18 protein-coding genes and 1 pseudogene are annotated in these 16,835 nt (G+C 60.6%); 12 read left to right on the forward strand and 7 right to left on the reverse strand.

The features are described 5' to 3' along the window. Nucleotides 1-14: 14 nt before the first annotated feature. On the reverse strand, nucleotides 15-362 hold the full coding sequence (locus KCX59_RS15690) for a holo-ACP synthase (RefSeq protein ID WP_011775548.1): 348 nt from the start codon (nucleotides 360-362) through the stop codon (nucleotides 15-17). A 4-nt stretch (nucleotides 363-366) separates the two neighbouring features. Further along, the gene (glmS, locus tag KCX59_RS15695; protein WP_178997168.1) at nucleotides 367-2,250 is read right to left on the reverse strand and encodes a glutamine--fructose-6-phosphate transaminase (isomerizing); all 1,884 of its coding nucleotides are present in this window, start codon (nucleotides 2,248-2,250) and stop codon (nucleotides 367-369) included. A 139-nt stretch (nucleotides 2,251-2,389) separates the two neighbouring features. Between glmS and coaA the strand changes: the two genes are divergently transcribed. Together coaA and KCX59_RS15705 are read left to right on the forward strand one after the other, a co-directional pair. Further along, nucleotides 2,390-3,361, forward strand: a complete 972-nt coding sequence (gene coaA, locus KCX59_RS15700) for a type I pantothenate kinase (RefSeq protein ID WP_011775550.1) — start codon at nucleotides 2,390-2,392, stop codon at nucleotides 3,359-3,361. 1 nt (nucleotide 3,362) lies between these two features. Then, nucleotides 3,363-4,235, forward strand: a complete 873-nt coding sequence (locus tag KCX59_RS15705; RefSeq protein ID WP_179019738.1) for a D-alanyl-D-alanine carboxypeptidase family protein — start codon at nucleotides 3,363-3,365, stop codon at nucleotides 4,233-4,235. A gap of 90 nt (nucleotides 4,236-4,325) precedes the next feature. On the opposite strand, the gene glmM is transcribed toward KCX59_RS15705, so the two are convergent. From glmM to rplM, 3 genes are all read right to left on the reverse strand, one after another. After that, on the reverse strand, nucleotides 4,326-5,690 hold the full coding sequence (gene glmM / locus KCX59_RS15710) for a phosphoglucosamine mutase (protein WP_091468963.1): 1,365 nt from the start codon (nucleotides 5,688-5,690) through the stop codon (nucleotides 4,326-4,328). Between the two features lie 166 nt (nucleotides 5,691-5,856). Continuing rightward, nucleotides 5,857-6,363 carry a 30S ribosomal protein S9 gene (gene rpsI, locus KCX59_RS15715; protein WP_017200290.1) on the reverse strand — a complete coding sequence of 169 codons (507 nt, stop codon included), beginning with the start codon at nucleotides 6,361-6,363 and terminating at the stop codon, nucleotides 5,857-5,859. Between the two features lie 38 nt (nucleotides 6,364-6,401). Further along, nucleotides 6,402-6,845 carry a 50S ribosomal protein L13 gene (gene rplM, locus KCX59_RS15720; RefSeq protein WP_024817563.1) on the reverse strand — a complete coding sequence of 148 codons (444 nt, stop codon included), beginning with the start codon at nucleotides 6,843-6,845 and terminating at the stop codon, nucleotides 6,402-6,404. A gap of 289 nt (nucleotides 6,846-7,134) precedes the next feature. Between rplM and KCX59_RS15725 the strand changes: the two genes are divergently transcribed. The 10 genes and pseudogenes from KCX59_RS15725 (at nucleotide 7,135) to KCX59_RS15770 (ending at nucleotide 15,161) form a co-directional block, all read left to right on the forward strand. Next, a complete protein-coding gene (locus KCX59_RS15725; RefSeq protein ID WP_179019736.1) occupies nucleotides 7,135-7,779 on the forward strand; it encodes a prepilin peptidase in 645 nt (214 codons plus the stop codon). A 317-nt stretch (nucleotides 7,780-8,096) separates the two neighbouring features. Beyond that, complete coding sequence (locus tag KCX59_RS15730) at nucleotides 8,097-8,294, forward strand: Flp family type IVb pilin (protein ID WP_179019734.1); 198 nt, start codon at nucleotides 8,097-8,099, stop codon at nucleotides 8,292-8,294. Nucleotides 8,295-8,389: 95 nt separating this feature from the next. Then, a pseudogene (locus KCX59_RS15735) lies at nucleotides 8,390-8,527 on the forward strand (TadE/TadG family type IV pilus assembly protein); the annotation flags it as partial. Between the two features lie 30 nt (nucleotides 8,528-8,557). Continuing rightward, a complete protein-coding gene (locus KCX59_RS15740) occupies nucleotides 8,558-8,839 on the forward strand; it encodes a hypothetical protein (RefSeq protein WP_434122670.1) in 282 nt (93 codons plus the stop codon). Beyond that, entirely contained in the window at nucleotides 8,827-9,891 is a 1,065-nt protein-coding gene (locus KCX59_RS15745; RefSeq protein WP_179019732.1) for a TadE/TadG family type IV pilus assembly protein, read from the forward strand. The genes KCX59_RS15740 and KCX59_RS15745 overlap by 13 nt, the downstream gene beginning before the upstream one ends. A gap of 44 nt (nucleotides 9,892-9,935) precedes the next feature. Then, nucleotides 9,936-10,682 carry a Flp pilus assembly protein CpaB gene (gene cpaB / locus KCX59_RS15750; protein ID WP_011775559.1) on the forward strand — a complete coding sequence of 249 codons (747 nt, stop codon included), beginning with the start codon at nucleotides 9,936-9,938 and terminating at the stop codon, nucleotides 10,680-10,682. Continuing rightward, nucleotides 10,679-11,875, forward strand: a complete 1,197-nt coding sequence (locus tag KCX59_RS15755) for an AAA family ATPase (protein WP_011775560.1) — start codon at nucleotides 10,679-10,681, stop codon at nucleotides 11,873-11,875. The genes cpaB and KCX59_RS15755 overlap by 4 nt, the downstream gene beginning before the upstream one ends. Then, a complete protein-coding gene (locus KCX59_RS15760; RefSeq protein ID WP_179019730.1) occupies nucleotides 11,872-13,314 on the forward strand; it encodes a CpaF family protein in 1,443 nt (480 codons plus the stop codon). Before KCX59_RS15755 ends, KCX59_RS15760 begins: the two co-directional genes overlap by 4 nt. Continuing rightward, entirely contained in the window at nucleotides 13,311-14,261 is a 951-nt protein-coding gene (locus KCX59_RS15765) for a type II secretion system F family protein (protein ID WP_011775562.1), read from the forward strand. Before KCX59_RS15760 ends, KCX59_RS15765 begins: the two co-directional genes overlap by 4 nt. Before the next feature lie 9 nt (nucleotides 14,262-14,270). Beyond that, entirely contained in the window at nucleotides 14,271-15,161 is an 891-nt protein-coding gene (locus tag KCX59_RS15770; protein WP_179019728.1) for a type II secretion system F family protein, read from the forward strand. Between the two features lie 142 nt (nucleotides 15,162-15,303). Here KCX59_RS15770 and truA read toward each other — a convergent pair whose 3' ends face one another. Both truA and rplQ read right to left on the reverse strand, forming a co-directional pair. Next, complete coding sequence (gene truA / locus KCX59_RS15775; protein WP_256871642.1) at nucleotides 15,304-16,194, reverse strand: tRNA pseudouridine(38-40) synthase TruA; 891 nt, start codon at nucleotides 16,192-16,194, stop codon at nucleotides 15,304-15,306. Between the two features lie 32 nt (nucleotides 16,195-16,226). Continuing rightward, nucleotides 16,227-16,787 (reverse strand): 50S ribosomal protein L17, encoded by a 561-nt coding sequence (gene rplQ, locus KCX59_RS15780; protein WP_091468982.1) that lies wholly within the window; start codon nucleotides 16,785-16,787, stop codon nucleotides 16,227-16,229. Nucleotides 16,788-16,835 lie beyond the last annotated feature (48 nt).

The following is a 16,835-nucleotide window of genomic DNA, read 5'->3' on the forward strand; positions in this document are numbered from 1 at the left end:
TTTATGAAGTTCGCTTAGCCCTCGGCGAGGACAGTCGCCGTAGCAATGCCGCCGTCGTGGCTCATGGACAAGTGCCAGCGCTTGACGCCCTTGGCCTCAGCCACAGCAAGCACAGTTCCCTTGACTTGAACGGTGGGTCCGTTCTCGTCGAGGCCAATCCAGCAATCCTGCCAGTTCATGCCCGCCGGAGCGCCCAGCACCTTGGCTACAGCTTCCTTGGCAGCAAAACGTGCAGCCAGGGACCGGGTGTTGAGTTCTCGCTCGGCAGGAACGAACAAGCGGTCCCGCAGGCCCGGTGTCCGTTCCAACTGCCGGCCGAACCGCTCGATGTCTACGACGTCTACGCCAATGCCAACAATCATGGCGTTATTCTACGGTCACACTCTTGGCCAGGTTACGCGGCTGATCGACGTCGTAACCCTTGGCACCAGCGAGTTCAGCAGCGAAGATCTGCAGCGGAACGGTGGTCAGCAGCGGCATCAGCAGTGTGGGGGTCTCCGGTACGTAGAAGACGTGCTCTGCGTAATCCTTGACCGATTCGTCGCCCTCTTCAGCGATCACCAGGGTACGGGCACCACGTGCGCGGACTTCCTGGATGTTGCTGACTACCTTGGCGTGCAGGGAATCGCGGCCACGAGGGGACGGGACAACAACGAAGACCGGCTGGCCGTCGTCGATCAGGGCGATCGGACCGTGCTTGAGCTCGCCGGCGGCGAAGCCTTCAGCATGGATGTAGGCGATTTCCTTGAGCTTCAAGGCACCTTCCAGGGCTACCGGGTAACCCACGTGGCGGCCCAGGAACAGGACGGACTTCTCGTCCTTCATGCTGCGGGCGAGCTCGCGCAGGGGCCCTGCGTTGTCCAGGATTTTCTGGATCTTGGCCGGGATCTTGTTGAGGTCCGCGAGGACATCCTTGATCTGGCCGGAGAAGATGTTGCCCCGCAGCTGGGCCAGGTACAGGCCCAGCAGGTACGCCGCTGTGATCTGCGCCAGGAATGCCTTGGTGGATGCAACGGCAATTTCAGGACCGGCGTGCGTGTAGAGCACGGCGTCGGATTCACGCGGGATGGTTGAACCGTTGGTGTTGCAGATTGAGATCGTCTTGGCGCCCTGCTCGCGGGCGTAGCGGACAGCCATCAGCGTGTCCATGGTCTCGCCCGACTGGCTGATGGAGACCACCAGCGTGTTGGAGTCAACGATGGGGTCACGGTAGCGGAACTCGTGTGCGAGCTCCACCTCGGTGGGAATCCGGCACCAGTTTTCGATTGCGTACTTGGCTACGAGACCGGCGTACGCTGCGGTACCGCAAGCCAGCACGATGATCTTGTCCACCTGCTTGAGGAGCTCAGGATCGATGCGGACTTCGTCAAGGGTGAGCTTGCCGTTGAGGTCCGAGCGGCCCAGGAGGGTCTGCGCTACGGCGTCCGGCTGGTCGTTGATTTCCTTCTCCATGAAGGAGCTGAATCCACCCTTTTCAGCCGAAGCCGGGTCCCAGTCAACGTGGTATTCCTTGCCCTCGGCGGGAGCGCCGAAGAAATCGGTGATCTCTACGGTGTCCGCGGTGATGGTGACAATTTGGTCCTGTCCCAGTTCCACGGCGCGGCGGGTGTAGTCGATGAAGCCGGAAACGTCGGAGCCGAGGAAGTTCTCGCCATCGCCCAGGCCCACCACCAACGGGGAGTTGCGACGGGCGGCCACGACGACGTCGGGCTGGTCCGCGTGGACTGCGAGAAGGGTGAAAGCGCCTTCGAGTCGCTGGCAAGCCAGGCGCATCGCCTCGGTGAGGTTGCCGCCGCCGCCATTGAGCCGGGTGCGGAAGATGTCACCGATAAGGGCGGCTGCAACTTCGGTGTCGGTTTCCGACTCGAAGGTGACACCCTTACCCAACAGTTCCTGCTTAAGCTCAGCGAAGTTCTCAATGATGCCGTTGTGAATGACTGCCAGCTTGCCGCCGTCGGAAAGATGCGGGTGTGCGTTACGGTCGGTGGGCCCGCCGTGCGTAGCCCAACGGGTATGGCCGATGCCGGTCAGGGACTCGGGAACGGGATTTGCTTCCAGTTCCGCGATCAGGTTGCTCAGCTTGCCGGACTTTTTGCGGGACGAAATGGTCCCATCAGCGACTACTGCGACGCCGGCGGAGTCATAGCCGCGGTATTCCAGACGGCGCAGCCCTTCCACCACAACGTCAAGAGCGCTGTATCCAGCTGCCTTGCGAGACGAATTGCCAACATAGCCTACGATTCCACACATGGGTACAAGCCTAGCGGCAAGGGCAAACAACTGATGTGGGACATCCTCCCTCCACCCCCTTTCCGCGCGAGATCGACCACTCACAATTCACCTGCCCGTCGTCGCGCATTTCCTGATCCGCCCCGCGGAGGGCAGAATCATGAGCGTGACTTTGCAACGCACCGAAGCTAATGGCGACGGCGCTTCCCCGTTTGTAGAGCTGGACCGTCAAACGTGGTCCAGGCTTGCAGCGCAGATGGAGCAGCCCCTCAACGAAGAGGACATTTTCCGTCTCCGCGGCCTCGGCGATCCCTTGGATATGAAGGAAGTCCGGGAGGTTTACCTCCCGCTGTCACGCCTCCTGCACCTGTACGTCGAGGCGTCCCACCAGCTGCACGCAGCCACCACCACCTTCCTGGGCGAGCAAACCCAGCGGACCCCGTTCGTGATCGGCGTGGCCGGTTCAGTTGCTGTTGGTAAGTCCACCATCGCCCGCGTGCTCCGGGAAATGCTCAGGCGCTGGCCCGGAACTCCCAACGTGGAACTCATCACCACAGACGGCTTTCTCTACCCCTTGGCCGAGCTCAAGCGCCGGCATCTGCTGGAGCGCAAGGGTTTTCCGGAGTCCTACGACCGCCGTGGCCTTCTTCGCTTCGTCTCAGAAGTCAAAGGCGGCGCCGAGGAAGTCCGCGCCCCCTGGTACTCCCACGTCACTTACGACATCGTGCCGGGCAAGGAAGTCGTGGTGCGGCGACCCGACGTCCTGATCGTTGAAGGCCTCAACGTCCTGGCCCCCGCCCGTCCCCGCATGGACGGCAAACAAGGACTGGCCGTCAGCGACTTCTTCGATTTCTCCATCTACGTCGACGCCAAAACTTCCTATATTGAGGAGTGGTACGTAGACCGCTTCCGCAAGCTGCGGACCACAGCCTTCGCCCAGCCCGAGTCCTACTTCCACCGCTACGCCACGTTGTCCGACGACGACGCCGAATCCACCGCACGCGGCATTTGGAAACGCATCAACGAGCCAAACCTTGAGGAGAACGTCCTGCCTACCCGCGGACGTGCACAGCTGGTCCTTACCAAGGACGCAGACCACTCCATCCGCCGCATGCTGCTGAGGAAGGTCTAGCTTGCAGAACAATCCTCAACCACTGCCCAGCCGGCGGGTTTTCGCGAGCTTCCTGACCGCTGGTGCCGGAATGGCAGCCCTGGCCGCCTGCACGCCGGACAACACCACTCCCTCCCCTGTCGCAGCCAACGCCGCCAGCGACGTCCCCTCGACCTCTGCAGCGTCCTCCGTGGCTACGCCCGGCGCCGCTACCACCGAGCCTGCACCCGTGGAGCCTGCACCCTCCAGCGACATACCTGCCAGCACCGCTCCGTCGCATTCCGTAGCCCCTCAGCACTCGCTGACGGATCCGGCGAGCCCCTGGGTTGTAGTCAACAAGCACCGGCCATTGGCTCCCCAGGATTTCGTTCCGGCAGATTTGGTCCAGCCGGGCGTACGGCTCGCCGTCAGTGGCGAAGCGGCTCTGCTTAACAGCACGACGGCGTCTGCCGCAGAAAAGATGTTCGGCGCAGCCGCCGCGGAGGGCGTCATCATGACGTTGGCCTCCGGTTACCGTTCTTATTCCACTCAGGTGACTACCTACAACGGATATGTAGCCAGTACCGGTCAGGCTGCAGCGGACCGCGCGTCCGCCCGCCCAGGGCACTCCGAGCACCAGACTGGTTGGTCTTTCGACATTGGCGACGGCGCGGGTGCCTGCAGCTTCCAACCGTGCTTTGCCGAACAACCTGCCGCTGTGTGGGCGAAAGCCAATGCCCACAAGTTCGGCTTTGTGGTCCGCTATCCGTGGATGTTCCACGACACCACCGGGTACTTTTACGAGTCCTGGCACCTGCGCTACATCGGAGTGGAAGCAGCCACGGACATGGTCACGCGCGGCATTGCGACCGTGGAAGAGTATTTTGGGCTCGAAGCAGCGCCGGACTACCTCTAGTACATGATGCTTAGGCTCTAGTCCTTAAATACTGAGGCCCGCTCCCCTGCTTCAACTCAAGCAAGGGAGCGGGCCAAAAAGTGTGCTTTCCTAGACTGCCATTTCGCTGGGGGCGCCCAAACGGTCCTTGACCACGGCAGCAAGACCCTTGCAGATGCGCTCTGCTGTTTCCATGTCAGCGGCTTCCACCATGACTCGGACCAACGCCTCGGTGCCTGAGGGGCGGAGCAGCACACGGCCGGTTTCGCCCAGTTCAAGCTCAGCTGCTGCAACGGCCTGGGCAACGCCCTCGTCCGTGGCGGCACGGGCCTTGTCCACGTCCTTGACGTTGATCATGAGCTGCGGAAGCTTGGTCATGGCGCTGGACAGTTCCTTGAGGCTACGGCCCGTCAGGGCAACCTGCGCGGCAAGCTGGAGACCAGTCAGAACACCATCACCCGTGGTGGCGAAGTCCGAGAAGATCACATGGCCGGACTGTTCGCCACCAAGGTTGTACCCGCCGTCGCGCATTTCCTCCAGAACGTAACGGTCACCAACTCCGGTCTCGCGAATGGTGATACCGGCATCGCGAAGGGCGATCTTAAGGCCAAGGTTGCTCATGACCGTGGCAACAAGGATGTTGTCCTTGAGCTTTCCGGCTTCCTTGAGTGCCAGCGCCAGGATCGCCATGATCTGGTCGCCGTCCACTTCATTGCCTTCATGGTCAACGGCCAGGCAGCGGTCGGCGTCGCCGTCGTGCGCTACGCCAAGGTCCGCGCCGTGTTTGACCACCGCTTCCTTCAGGGGGCCCAGGTGCGTGGAACCTACGCCGTCGTTGATGTTCAGGCCGTCCGGCTCTGCTCCGATCACCACGACGTCAGCCCCGGCGTCCTTGAACACCTGGGGCGAACAGCCACTTGCTGCGCCGTGGGCGCAGTCCAGGACCACCTTCAGGCCTTCCAAACGCTTGGGGAGCGTGCCCAGCAGGTGCACGATGTACCTGTCCTCGGCGTCTGAGAACCGCTGGATGCGTCCGACGTCGGCGCCTACCGGCCGCTGGGGCTCTTTACCCAGCTGCGCCTCGATGGCGTCCTCAACATCGTCCGGAAGCTTTTGACCGCCCCGGGCGAAGAACTTAATACCGTTGTCCGGAGCCGGGTTGTGGGAGGCCGAGAGCATGACGCCGAAGTCGGCGTCGAGATCTGCCACCAAGTAAGCCGCTGCGGGAGTGGGGAGCACACCGGCGTCGTACACGTCGATGCCAGAGCTTGAAAGCCCGGCTTCAACGGCAGCGGCAAGGAACTCGCCGCTGGCCCGGGGGTCCCTGGCGACGACGGCGCGCGGCCGCTTGCCATCGGTTGTGCGGTCATGGCCGAGTACGACGGCGGCTGCCTGAGCGAGCTGCATAGCCAGTTCGGCGGTGAGCAATCCGTTCGCGAGACCGCGGACGCCATCTGTTCCAAATAATCTAGACATCGGGTCAAGTTTAGACGACGCCGGGGCAGCACTGGTTCAAGGGGCCGCCGGAGGGTCACAAGCGGCGCTCCTCTTGACTCCCCTGTCCGGGTTCTGAAAACGACGAAAGCCCGCCCCGCCGAAACGGCGGAACGGACTTTCGATACCCCGAACGGGGTGAAGCGGATTAACGCTTGGAGTACTGCTGAGCCTTACGTGCCTTCTTGAGACCAGCCTTCTTGCGCTCGATGACGCGGGCGTCACGGCTCAAGTAACCGGCCTTCTTGAGGGTGGCGCGGTTGTTGTCGACGTCGATCTCGTTCAGCGAGCGGGCAACACCGAGACGCAGCGCACCGGCCTGGCCGGAGATGCCACCGCCGTGGATACGGGCGATGACGTCGTAGGCACCTTCGAGATCAAGGATCTTGAAGGGCTCGTTGACGTCCTGCTGGTGCAGCTTGTTCGGGAAGTAGTTGTCCAGCGTGCGGCCGTTGATGGTCCACTTGCCGGAACCCGGAACAACGCGAACGCGTGCAACGGCTTCCTTGCGGCGGCCAACAGCTGCACCGGCAACGGTCAGTGCCGGGCGCTCCTTCTTGGGCGCATCTTCTCCAGATGTGCTTTCAGAGGTGTAGCTGGTGAGGGTTTCCTCAGCCTCGACGGCTTCGGCGGTCAGTTCTTCGTTCTGAGCCACGGTTCTCCTTGTAATGAAAAGTTGGTTGGTGGCCAGGACTACTGGGCGACCTGGGTGATTTCGAAAGTCTTCGGCTGCTGTGCAGCGTGGGGGTGCTCAGCGCCACGGTAGACCTTGAGCTTGCCCAACTGCTGTGCAGCGAGGGAGTTCTTGGGGAGCATGCCCTTGATGGCCTTCTCAACAGCGCGAACCGGGTTGGATTCCAACAGCTCGGCGTAGTTGACGGAGGTCAGGCCGCCCGGGTAACCGGAGTGGCGGTATGCGCGCTTCTGCTCCAGCTTGGCGCCGGTGAGGGCAACCTTTTCAGCGTTGATGATGATGACGAAGTCGCCCATGTCCATGTGGGACGCAAAGGTCGGCTTGTGCTTTCCGCGCAGCAGTGTTGCGGTCTGGCTGGCAAGACGACCAAGGACAACGTCGGTGGCGTCAATGACGTGCCACTGGCGGTTGATATCGCCGGGCTTCGGGGTGTACGTACGCACGGTTTTGCCTCGTTCTTGTTCTGGCGTTCATGTTTTAGGCGGCACGCAATAAGGCGTGCACCTATCTATGTATGCGCTACCGGAGCAGAGGTGAGGGCTCTATGTACCAGTTATCCCAGGATCTCGAAATGCCTCAGGAGTTAGCGATCCTGCAACTGGATCCCCCGGAAGGCATGTGTCATCGAGATAGGACACGCACAACGACTCTAAACAATACCGTCACTAGGGCGTCCGGGTCAAAATGGGGTAACCGCCCCTCGGGGTAGCGCACCTTTACTAAGGGAGAAACATGACCGATGGCCCCGGCGTCCCGCTCCTCATTGCGCTCCTCGGGTTGCTGCTCAGCCCTACTGTCGAGCTAGTGATCGCCCGCACGCTGCCGCGACTCGGCGGCACGCCTGCCCTCAAGGTCCGGATCACGACTGCGGCGGTCACCGCGCTGCTTTTTGGCTTACTGGCGTGGCGTTTTGGGTTTTCTCCGGAGTTGCCGGCATTTCTTTTATTGGCATTGCTTGGCGTTCAGCTTTCGCGGATTGATTTCACCGTCCACTTGCTGCCGAACGCACTGGTTTTGCTTTTGTTTGGGGGCGGATTGGTCCTGCTCCTTGCCTCCGCTGCCCTCACGCCAGGATGGGCGGACTTGATTCGAGCTCTCGCCGGAGGGGCGATCCTGTTCGCCGGCTACTTAATTCTGGGACTTATTTCGCCGGGAAGCCTCGGAATGGGCGATGTGAAGCTCGCAGCGCCCCTGGGGCTGTACTTGGGGTACTTGGGTTGGGGCCAAGTACTCTTCGGGGGGCTTCTGGGATTCGTGGTGGGCGGGGTGCTCACGGTGCTGATGTTGCGCCTGCGATCAGCTGAAAAGCCCGTGGAGACGGCTCACGGCCCTGCAATGGTCATCGCTGCGCTGGGCGTTGCCCTGTTCATGAACTAGCCGAGGTTAGTACGCCCTTCCTGTGACTTCGGAGTGCGCCGCAATTAATAAGGCTGCTTTGCAAACCAAGTAGTTTCCGCCTGTTATGGCTTCGAAAACTGAGTACTCACCGCCTCCGCAGTGCGCCACCAAGTAATGAGTGGCCTATGAAATCGAGTACGACTACGCATTGTGGCTTCTGCCTGCCCTGGTGAATTCTTATCTCATCGAATTCCGAACCGCTTAAGGCTACATGGGGCAGTTCGAAAGTCGGACGAATTTCAATTTGGAGTTCGTCATTCATCATTCGCCAATTTTATTCTGGGAAGGATTTTCCAATGTCATCTCTCATGGTTTCTGTCATTTCGTTCATCGCCGGCGTCAAGGACCGCTTCACCTCCGAGGAGAAGGGTGCGACGGCTGTTGAATATGGCCTGCTCGTTGCACTGATCGCGGCTGTCATCGTGGGCACCGTGCTCACACTGGGCACTGAGGTACTCAAGGGCTTCACCACGGTCGTCAACACCCTTCCGTAGCTCGGAACTGGCCGGCTTCATATCGAAACCCGGGCCGGCTGCTCCGATACACTCATCGGCTGCAGCCGGCCCGGAATCGTTTTCTGGGAGTTGCTATGAGATCCAAAGGTAGGAAGAGTAAAACGCTCTTTAACAGAAAGCCCTCTACCGCCAAAAGCCAGTCTGGTGCGGTAGCAGTTGAATTTGCACTTGTACTGCCGATATTCCTCGTCTTGGTACTGGGGATTTTTGAGTTCGGCCGGGCATTCAACATCCAGATTTCCTTGTCTGAGGCCGCTCGCGAAGCAGCGCGCTACGCAGCTATTCATCAATCAGATTCCACCTACAGCGTCGGCGACGCGCAGGCGGCTGGTGTGGCCGCCGCGCCCACCGTGGACTTGGCTCCGGGCGACATCACCGTCACGTCGTCGGGCACAAGCCCGTGCAACGTGGAGGTCAATATCTCCTACAGCACGCCGTGGATGACTGGATTTCCAGGACTGGTGCCTGGGATGCCGGCCGAACTGGACATCTCCGGGACAGGAGTCATGCGATGCGGCGGCTGAAACACGATGATCGCGAGCGCGGCGCTGTTGCTCCCATGACCGCCATGCTGATGGTGGCCCTACTGGGCATGACCGCTTTCGCCGTAGATGTTGCCATGATGTACTCCGAGCACGCTCAGTTGCAGAATGGTGCCGACTCATCAGCAATAGGCATCGCCCAGGCTTGTGCACAGAACGCAGGTTCAGCCGACTGTGCTGCACCCACATCAGCAGCAACCTCCTTGGCGGGCTTGAATGCACTCGACGGTGTCAGCAATGCGCCACAAGCCTCGGTAAATCTGGGCACCGGGACCGTTGATGTCACGACCCAATCCCGTAACACCTCCGGCGATAATCACTTCACTCTGGTGTTCGCGCGAGCCTTGGGCGTCGAGACAGCCAACATCCAGGCCTCGGCCCAAGCTAAATTCGGCGGATTCTCAGCTACGGATGCCATCCCGCTGACGTTCTCCCAATGCGAGGCGGACCCGAGCTTCACCAAGGGCCTGCAGTTCTTCCCGGTTCACGGCACCACGCTTTCCAACGACCCGGATTACGCATGCCAGCACCAGTCCTCATCGGGATTCGAGCTTCCCGGTGGATTCGGCTGGCTCAAACACCCAGGCTCCACCTGCACGGTGCACATAGACATTGACGATCCCTGGTTGGAGGCCAACGAGGGCAATGATTTCGATTCGACGTGCGCTGCCGCCTTCGCGTCCTGGGAGACCAAGCTCAAAGCCGGCAAGCCTGTGGAACTTCTCATTCCGATTTTCGAAACAGCCTGCCCAGTGAAGAAGGGTACGGGAACCAACCCCTGCGCTTCCTCACCCTATAAGAAGTCCTTCAAGATCGAGGCCTTCGCGCAGATCTCTCTCCGGGGGTGGCATCTCACGGGCGGCGGATCCAGCTACATGACCTCCGATGCCTCTGCGCTTCAGAAGTCCCTGGGTCTCAAGAACAGCGACACAGGTTTGTACGGCACCTTCATCAAGAAAGTAAGTCTGACGGAGGCCGCAACTCTGGGCGGCCCAACCACGTACGGCGCCTTGGGCGTCCAACTCACCGAGTAGTAACCAATCTGGGAGAAAACTCCATTGCACTAAGGAGAATCAAAGTGAAAACTCGCCTACTGGGAGGCATAGTGGCAGTCGTGCTGGCAATAGTCGGCACGCTGCTACTGGTCACATACGTTCAAGCAGCAGACGCGCGGGCACAAAAGGACCTCCAGCCCGTTGATGTCCTTGTTATCCAAAGTCAGGTTCCCGAGGGAGCCGATCTTCAGCAGATCAAGTCTGCTGTAAAGCTTGCTTCGCTACCCGCGGCTTCGGTACCCAATGGTGCCCTCAAGAGCCTCTCCGGAATGGAGGGCAAAGTCGCGGGGGCAGAACTCATGCCTGGTGAAGCCCTGCTGGGAAACCGCCTGGTGGATCCCAACAGCCTGGCGGCCCCGGGATCAGTCCCTGTCCCCGACGGACTTCAAGAAGTTTCAGTACAACTTGATGCGCAGCGCGTTGTAGGCGGGCGACTGGCCGCCGGCGACACCGTAGGCGTCGTGGTGCTGGTGGGCGAGAACGGGCAATCCGACACTGACGCTTCAGCCCAGCTCGTCTTCCATAAAGTGCTCGTTACCAGCGTTCAGCGGGCCACAGCCAGGAACTCGAACACCGCGCAAGCAAGCTCGGAGCAGGCCAACACACAGCTGCCGGAGGGTTCATTCATCGTGACACTCGCCCGCAGCGATGTGGACGCCACCAAGATCGTTTACGGAGCAAAGTACGGGGATATCTGGCTGACGAAAGAACCCGCCGAGGCCCAGGAAAGCGCACGCGTCACCATCAAGAAGGCAGAGGTACTCCAATGAGCCGCTTTCTAGTCATCACGGCTGATGTAGATTTCGAAAAGCGCGTCCGCCAAGCCGCGGCCGGCATGCATGGCGATGTGCAGTCCATCATTGCCGACTACTTGCCGCAGGGCCCGGACGACGTCCTCCGGGTGCTGTCCGGACAACTGCTGGAAGTCCTTGTCCTGGGGCCCGGGCTACAGGCTGACGACGCAATCCGATTGGCAAGCCTGTTCGATCTTCAGTATCCGGAGATCAGCGTAGTGCTCGCTTCGACGGATGCAGCGGAAGTCGCACTCCCGGCAATGCGCGCAGGCATCCGTGACTTGTTGGAGCCTTCCGCGGATCCGGGCACCATTCGGGCGCTGTTGGAGCGTGCCAGCCTCGCGGCTGCCGGGCGTCGCAGGGGCTTGGGTGCACAAGTAGACGCAGGGCCACAGGGAGGGCGGATTATCGCCGTCATGTCGCCCAAGGGCGGCGTGGGCAAGACGACTATCTCAACCAACCTCGCTATTGGGCTGGGGCGAATCTCTCCCATGAGGGTTGTCATCGCCGATTTGGATCTCCAGTTCGGCGACGTCGCATCCGGGCTCCTCATAGACCCGGATAGGACAATCGCGGATGCGGTTACCGGTGCGGCAGTCCAGGACAGCATGGTGCTGAAGTCATATCTCTCAGTTCATCCCGCCGGTATTTATGCCCTCTGTGCGCCCCGTAACCCCTCCCAAATCGAGCAGATTTCCGCGGAACAGGTGGGGCATCTCCTTGAACAACTGGCCAGGGAATTCGACTACGTGATTGTGGATACCGCACCGGGTCTTGGTGAGCACGTCCTGGCGACCCTAGAACGTGCCTCCGACGTCGTGTGGGTATGTGGAATGGATATCCCGAGCATCAGAGGACTTCGGAACGGTCTCGAAATACTTGACGAGATCGGGCTGGTCCCCGAACAGCGCCACGTTGTCCTGAACTTCGCGGACAAACGCAGCGGGCTGACCTTGATTGATGTGGAAGCAACCATAGGGTGCCCGGTGGATGTCACTTTACCGCGGTCCCGTTCACTCCCCTACTCAACCAATAGGGGCATCCCCGTACTTCAAGACGGGACGAAGGATGTCACGCTCCGCGGTCTCCGTCAGCTCGTTGATCGCTTCAAGCCGGGCTGGGAAGAACGGCCGCACAAGCAGCTGCACCGAAGGGCGGTAGTCAAGTGAACCTCGCAAAGCGCCTTCAGACCGCTCGGGGGCTGGAAGTTGAGACCCCGGGCACGTCAACATTGGGAGATCCATGGGCCGGGCCAGCAACCCACACCCCTGACTACATCGCCGATTCAACGGGAGCAGGAGGAACTACCGAGGACTCCAGCCAAGCGTTGTCAGCAGTCAAAGAACGCACCAGTTCAGCGTTATTTGATCGTATGGGTTCCCGAATTTCAGACACCACACTGGATGAGGCGGAACTCCACCGCTACGTCAAAGAGGAACTCCGTGCCGTTATTGACGAAGACGACATTCCGCTGACATCCCAGGAGAGACAACGACTGGTCCAGGAAATCGCTGACGACGTTCTTGGTCTTGGGCCGCTTCAACGGTTCCTTGACGACAAGGACGTCACAGAGATCATGGTGAACGGTGCCGACAAGGTCTACGTGGAAATTGCCGGAAGACTTCACTTAACCAATGTTCATTTCAGCTCCGAAGAGCATCTTCGCCGAATCATTGAGCGGATTGTCTCCAAGGTTGGCCGCCGGATTGACGAGTCCTCTCCACTGGTGGACGCAAGGCTCTCGGACGGATCCCGAGTCAATGCGATTATTCCTCCGCTCGCTGTCAATGGATCGTCGCTCACGATTCGAAAGTTTGGCCGCGTGCCGCTAACGGCCCAGAATCTCATCCAATTGGGAACCATGAGCCCCGAGATCACCGAACTGCTTCACGCGTGCGTACAGGCCCGGCTGAACATCATCGTCTCGGGCGGTACAGGAACAGGAAAGACAACGCTGTTGAACGTCCTGTCATCGTTTCTTCCTTCAGATGAACGCATCGTCACCATCGAAGACGCCGTGGAACTGCAGCTCCAGCAATCGCACGTTGTCCGGTTGGAAAGCCGACCAAGCAACATCGAAGGAAAGGGTGAGATCGCCATCCGGGATCTCGTGCGAAATTCCCTGCGCATGCGCCCCGACCGGATCGTAGTGGGCGAAGTTCGTGGCGGTGAGGCACTGGACATGCTTCAGGCAATGAACACCGGCCACGATGGTTCCATTTCCACTGTCCACGCGAATTCTCCGCGCGACGCCATCGCACGCCTTGAAACGTTGGTACTGATGGCCGGCATGGACTTACCTCTCCGCGCAATTCGAGAGCAGATTTCGTCCGCTGTGAACCTGGTTGTCCAAATTTCGCGGTTGCGCGACGGCACCCGCCGCATCACGCATGTGACGGAAGTCCAAGGCATGGAAGGTGATGTTGTCACCCTGCAGGATGCCTTCACCTTCGATTACTCAGCAGGGATGGACGCAAACGGGCGATTCCTAGGGAAACCGGTTCCGACCGGTGTGCGGCCACGGTTCGTAGACCACTTTGCGGACTTGGGCATCCATATTTCACCAGCGGTCTTTGGAACAATGGCAGCTGGCGGTGGAAAGCGATGATCACCGCAACCAGTCCCCTGCTGCTCATCGGCGGGGTAATCCTCGGAATCGCGGCCCTGGCAATCGGTCTCTTTCTCATCCCTCGGTCGAGAAACTCGGCAATCGCATTGTCCCGGCGGCGTCCAAACGCCGGCACCCAGGACTCAGTGCTGACCCGGATGACAAATTCTGCTGTCGCATTGGTAGATGGGTCAGTTTCGGCCAGCAGGGCTTCCGGAACCAGGCTTCTCCTTGAGCAGGCCGGCTCCAGGATGCGGCCGGCGGACTACGTACTGTTGGTCATCTGCGCCACCTTCACTGGCGCCGTCGTAGGCTTCATCCTCGGCGGTCTCTTGGTGGCAATACTCTTCGGAATCTTAGTGCCCATCGGCGCACGCATGGTTCTGAGCGTCATGACGTCCCGACGCCGGGCGCAGTTCGAAGCTCAACTGGGCGACACGCTGCAAATGCTGTCCGGCAGCATGCGGGCCGGTCATAGCTTGCTGCGGGCAGTCGATGCTGTGGCTCTGGAGGCACAGTCACCTACCAAGGAAGAATTCGCCAGGATCGTAGGAGAAGTCCGTCTGGGACGTGACCTCCGCGATGCACTCCTGGACGCAGCAAACCGTCTACACAGCGAGGATTTCCTCTGGGCCACCCAGGCCATCGAAATTCACCGTGAAGTGGGCGGCGACTTGGCTGAAGTACTGGACCACGTGGCTGAAACGATCCGCGAGCGGTCACAAATCAAAGGCCAAGTGCGGGCCCTCAGCGCTGAAGGTCGACTGTCAGCGTATGTGCTCATAGCACTGCCGACCGGCATGTTTCTGTACCTCAGCCTCGCCAACGGGACGTACATCCAGCCTCTCTTCACGCACCCCGTGGGTTGGATCATGCTCGTGGTAGCCGTCGTCCTTCTTGCGTTGGGCTCCTTCTGGCTCAGCCGCGTCGTCAAGATCAAGTTCTAGGGAGTGACCATGAACGTTATTGCATGGGCGTCCGTCGCCTTGATCGTAGTTCCCATCGCCTTTATGGCATGGGCGTTCATTTCAGTAGACCGTACTGGCCTCGCAACCGTCCGTACCAACTTGAGTCGAAGCGCAGGAATGGCCACTGACTTGGGGGCAGAGCCGTCAGCATTCAACCTGCATCGTCTGGGTGCAAAGCTCACCCCAAAGGGCTACACCATCTGGCTGGACAAGTTGCTGGCCAAATTGGGCCGACCAGCGGGAATGCCCTTGGGACGCCTCCTGATCCTCAAACCAGCGTTGGCCTTGGCAGCAGGTCTCGTGGGTCTGTTGTTCTTCCTGAGGGCCCCTTCGGGCCAGGGTTTCCTGCTGTACCTGGCCGCAGTGTTGCTGGTGTACTTCATCCCGGACCTGATCATCCACGGCCGCGCTGCCGAACGGCAAAAGGCAATTCAAACTGAGCTACCCAACACTCTGGACCAGATGCTCATCTCCGTTGAAGCCGGCCTTGGTTTTGAAGGGGCCATGGCCCGGGCCGGGCAGAATGGTTCGGGACCGCTGGCCATGGAAATGCTCCGAACACTGCAGGACATGCAGGCGGGACGCAGCCGCAAGGAAGCATACGTGGCTTTGGCCGAACGTGTGGATGTCCACGACCTCAGGGCATTCGTCGGGGCCATAGTGCAGGCCGATACCTATGGGATCGCCATAGCCAACGTCCTGCGGACCCAAGCCAAGCAAATGCGTATCAAACGCCGCCAAAGGGCGGAGGAGCAGGCAATGAAGCTGCCTGTGAAGGTCCTGTTCCCTTTGATGTTCTGCATCCTGCCAGTGCTCTTCATCGTCATCATGGGTCCGGCCGTCCTCAATGTGATGACTAATCTGGCCGGCACTTTTTAGGGTTCTGGTGTTACTGCCCTAAAAACCGGCCGTTCGCGGATCCCAGACCACGGGCGGCCACAACGGCCCCCTTCCGGTACCCAGAGCCGGGAGGGGGTCCTCCCACGTCGGCGCAACTCACCATAGCCAGGGGCAGATAGGGCTACTCCCGCCGCGCCCGAGTCAGCTCGGCGCGAGCCAGCAACTCGCTGTCGGACGGGTAGGCAACTTCCTCCAGCACCAAGGGATGCGGCGCAGCGAGAACAGACTTGGCATCGCGCTTCCGTTCCAGGAGCCGCGAGTGCAGCCACGCCGGAGTTTCCAGGCCCTCTCCAACTCGCAAGGCCGAACCTACCAGGGACCGCACCATGTTGTGGCAGAACGCATCGGCCTGCACGGTGGCAACAATAACGTCCTCGCTTCCACGAGCAAACGAGAACTGCTGCAGCTCGCGGATGGTCGTCGCTCCCTCTCGGGGTTTGCAATAGGAACGGAAATCCTGGAGGCCCAGCAACGAACGGGCCCCTTCGTTCATGAGCGCAACGTCCAACGGCGCCTTATGCCACAAAGTAATCCCGCGCAGAACCGGGTCCCAGCGTTCCGGACCGTCGGCTATGCGGTAACTGTATCTCCGCCACAACGCTGAGAAGCGGGCGTCGAAGCCCTCGGGCGCCAGACCGGCGTCGTGCACTTCAATAGCACCCGTCAGGTCACCGAGAATTCGGCTCAAGGCGCCACGGAGGCGGCGCAAGAGCGCAGCGCCGGGATCAAGTTCGTGCCCCCGCGGCAGCGACAGCCACTCGGCTTCGCTCAGGTCCAGGTGAACCACTTGGCCCCGGGCGTGGACTCCGGCGTCGGTCCTGCCGGCAACCGTCACGCGAATCGGGCGCTGCAGGAGAAGCGCCAAAGCCTCTTCAACGGATCCTTGAACGGTGCGAAGACCAGGCTGCAGGGCCCACCCATTGAACGGGCCGCCGTCGTAGGAAAGATCCAGCCGGACACGCAAAAACCCGCCGCCCCCCATGACGGGGGCAGCGGGTTTTCGTTCGTTCATAGACTTAAGTCTACTGTGAAGAATTCAGTGAATTACTTCTTGTCCTCAGCGGCCGGAGCCTCTTCGGTCTCAGCAGCTTCAGCTTCAGCAGCTTCTGCCTCAGCGGCCGGAGCCTCTTCGGTTTCAGCAGCTTCGGTTTCTGCGGTTTCGGTCTCAACGACCTCTTCCTCGGCAGCCGGAGCAGCCTTGGCAGCGGCAGCGGTTGCTTCAGCAACAACGGCCTGCTTCGGGGAAACCGGCTCGAGAACGAGCTCGATGACAGCCATGGGAGCGTTGTCGCCCTTGCGGTTGCCGATCTTGGTGATGCGGGTGTAGCCACCATCGCGGTTAGCAACGGCGCCGGCGATGTCGGTGAACAGCTCGTGGACAACGCCCTTGTCGCTGATCAGGCCGAGAACGCGGCGGCGGGAAGCGAGGTCGCCACGCTTGGCGAAGGTGACCAGACGCTCTGCGTACGGCTTGAGGCGCTTGGCCTTGGTGACCGTGGTGGTGATGCGCTTGTGCTCAAAAAGAGCAGCTGCCAGGTTCGCGAGCATCAGGCGCTCGTGAGCCGGGCCGCCTCCGAGGCGCGGACCCTTAGTGGGGGTAGGCATAGTTATTTCTCCTGTTATGTAAGCCGGTCAGGTCCATCGCTGGACCCG

The sequence above is a fragment of the Paenarthrobacter nitroguajacolicus genome (assembly GCF_051027655.1).
GTDB classification, from domain to species: Bacteria; Actinomycetota; Actinomycetes; order Actinomycetales; family Micrococcaceae; genus Arthrobacter; species Arthrobacter nitroguajacolicus.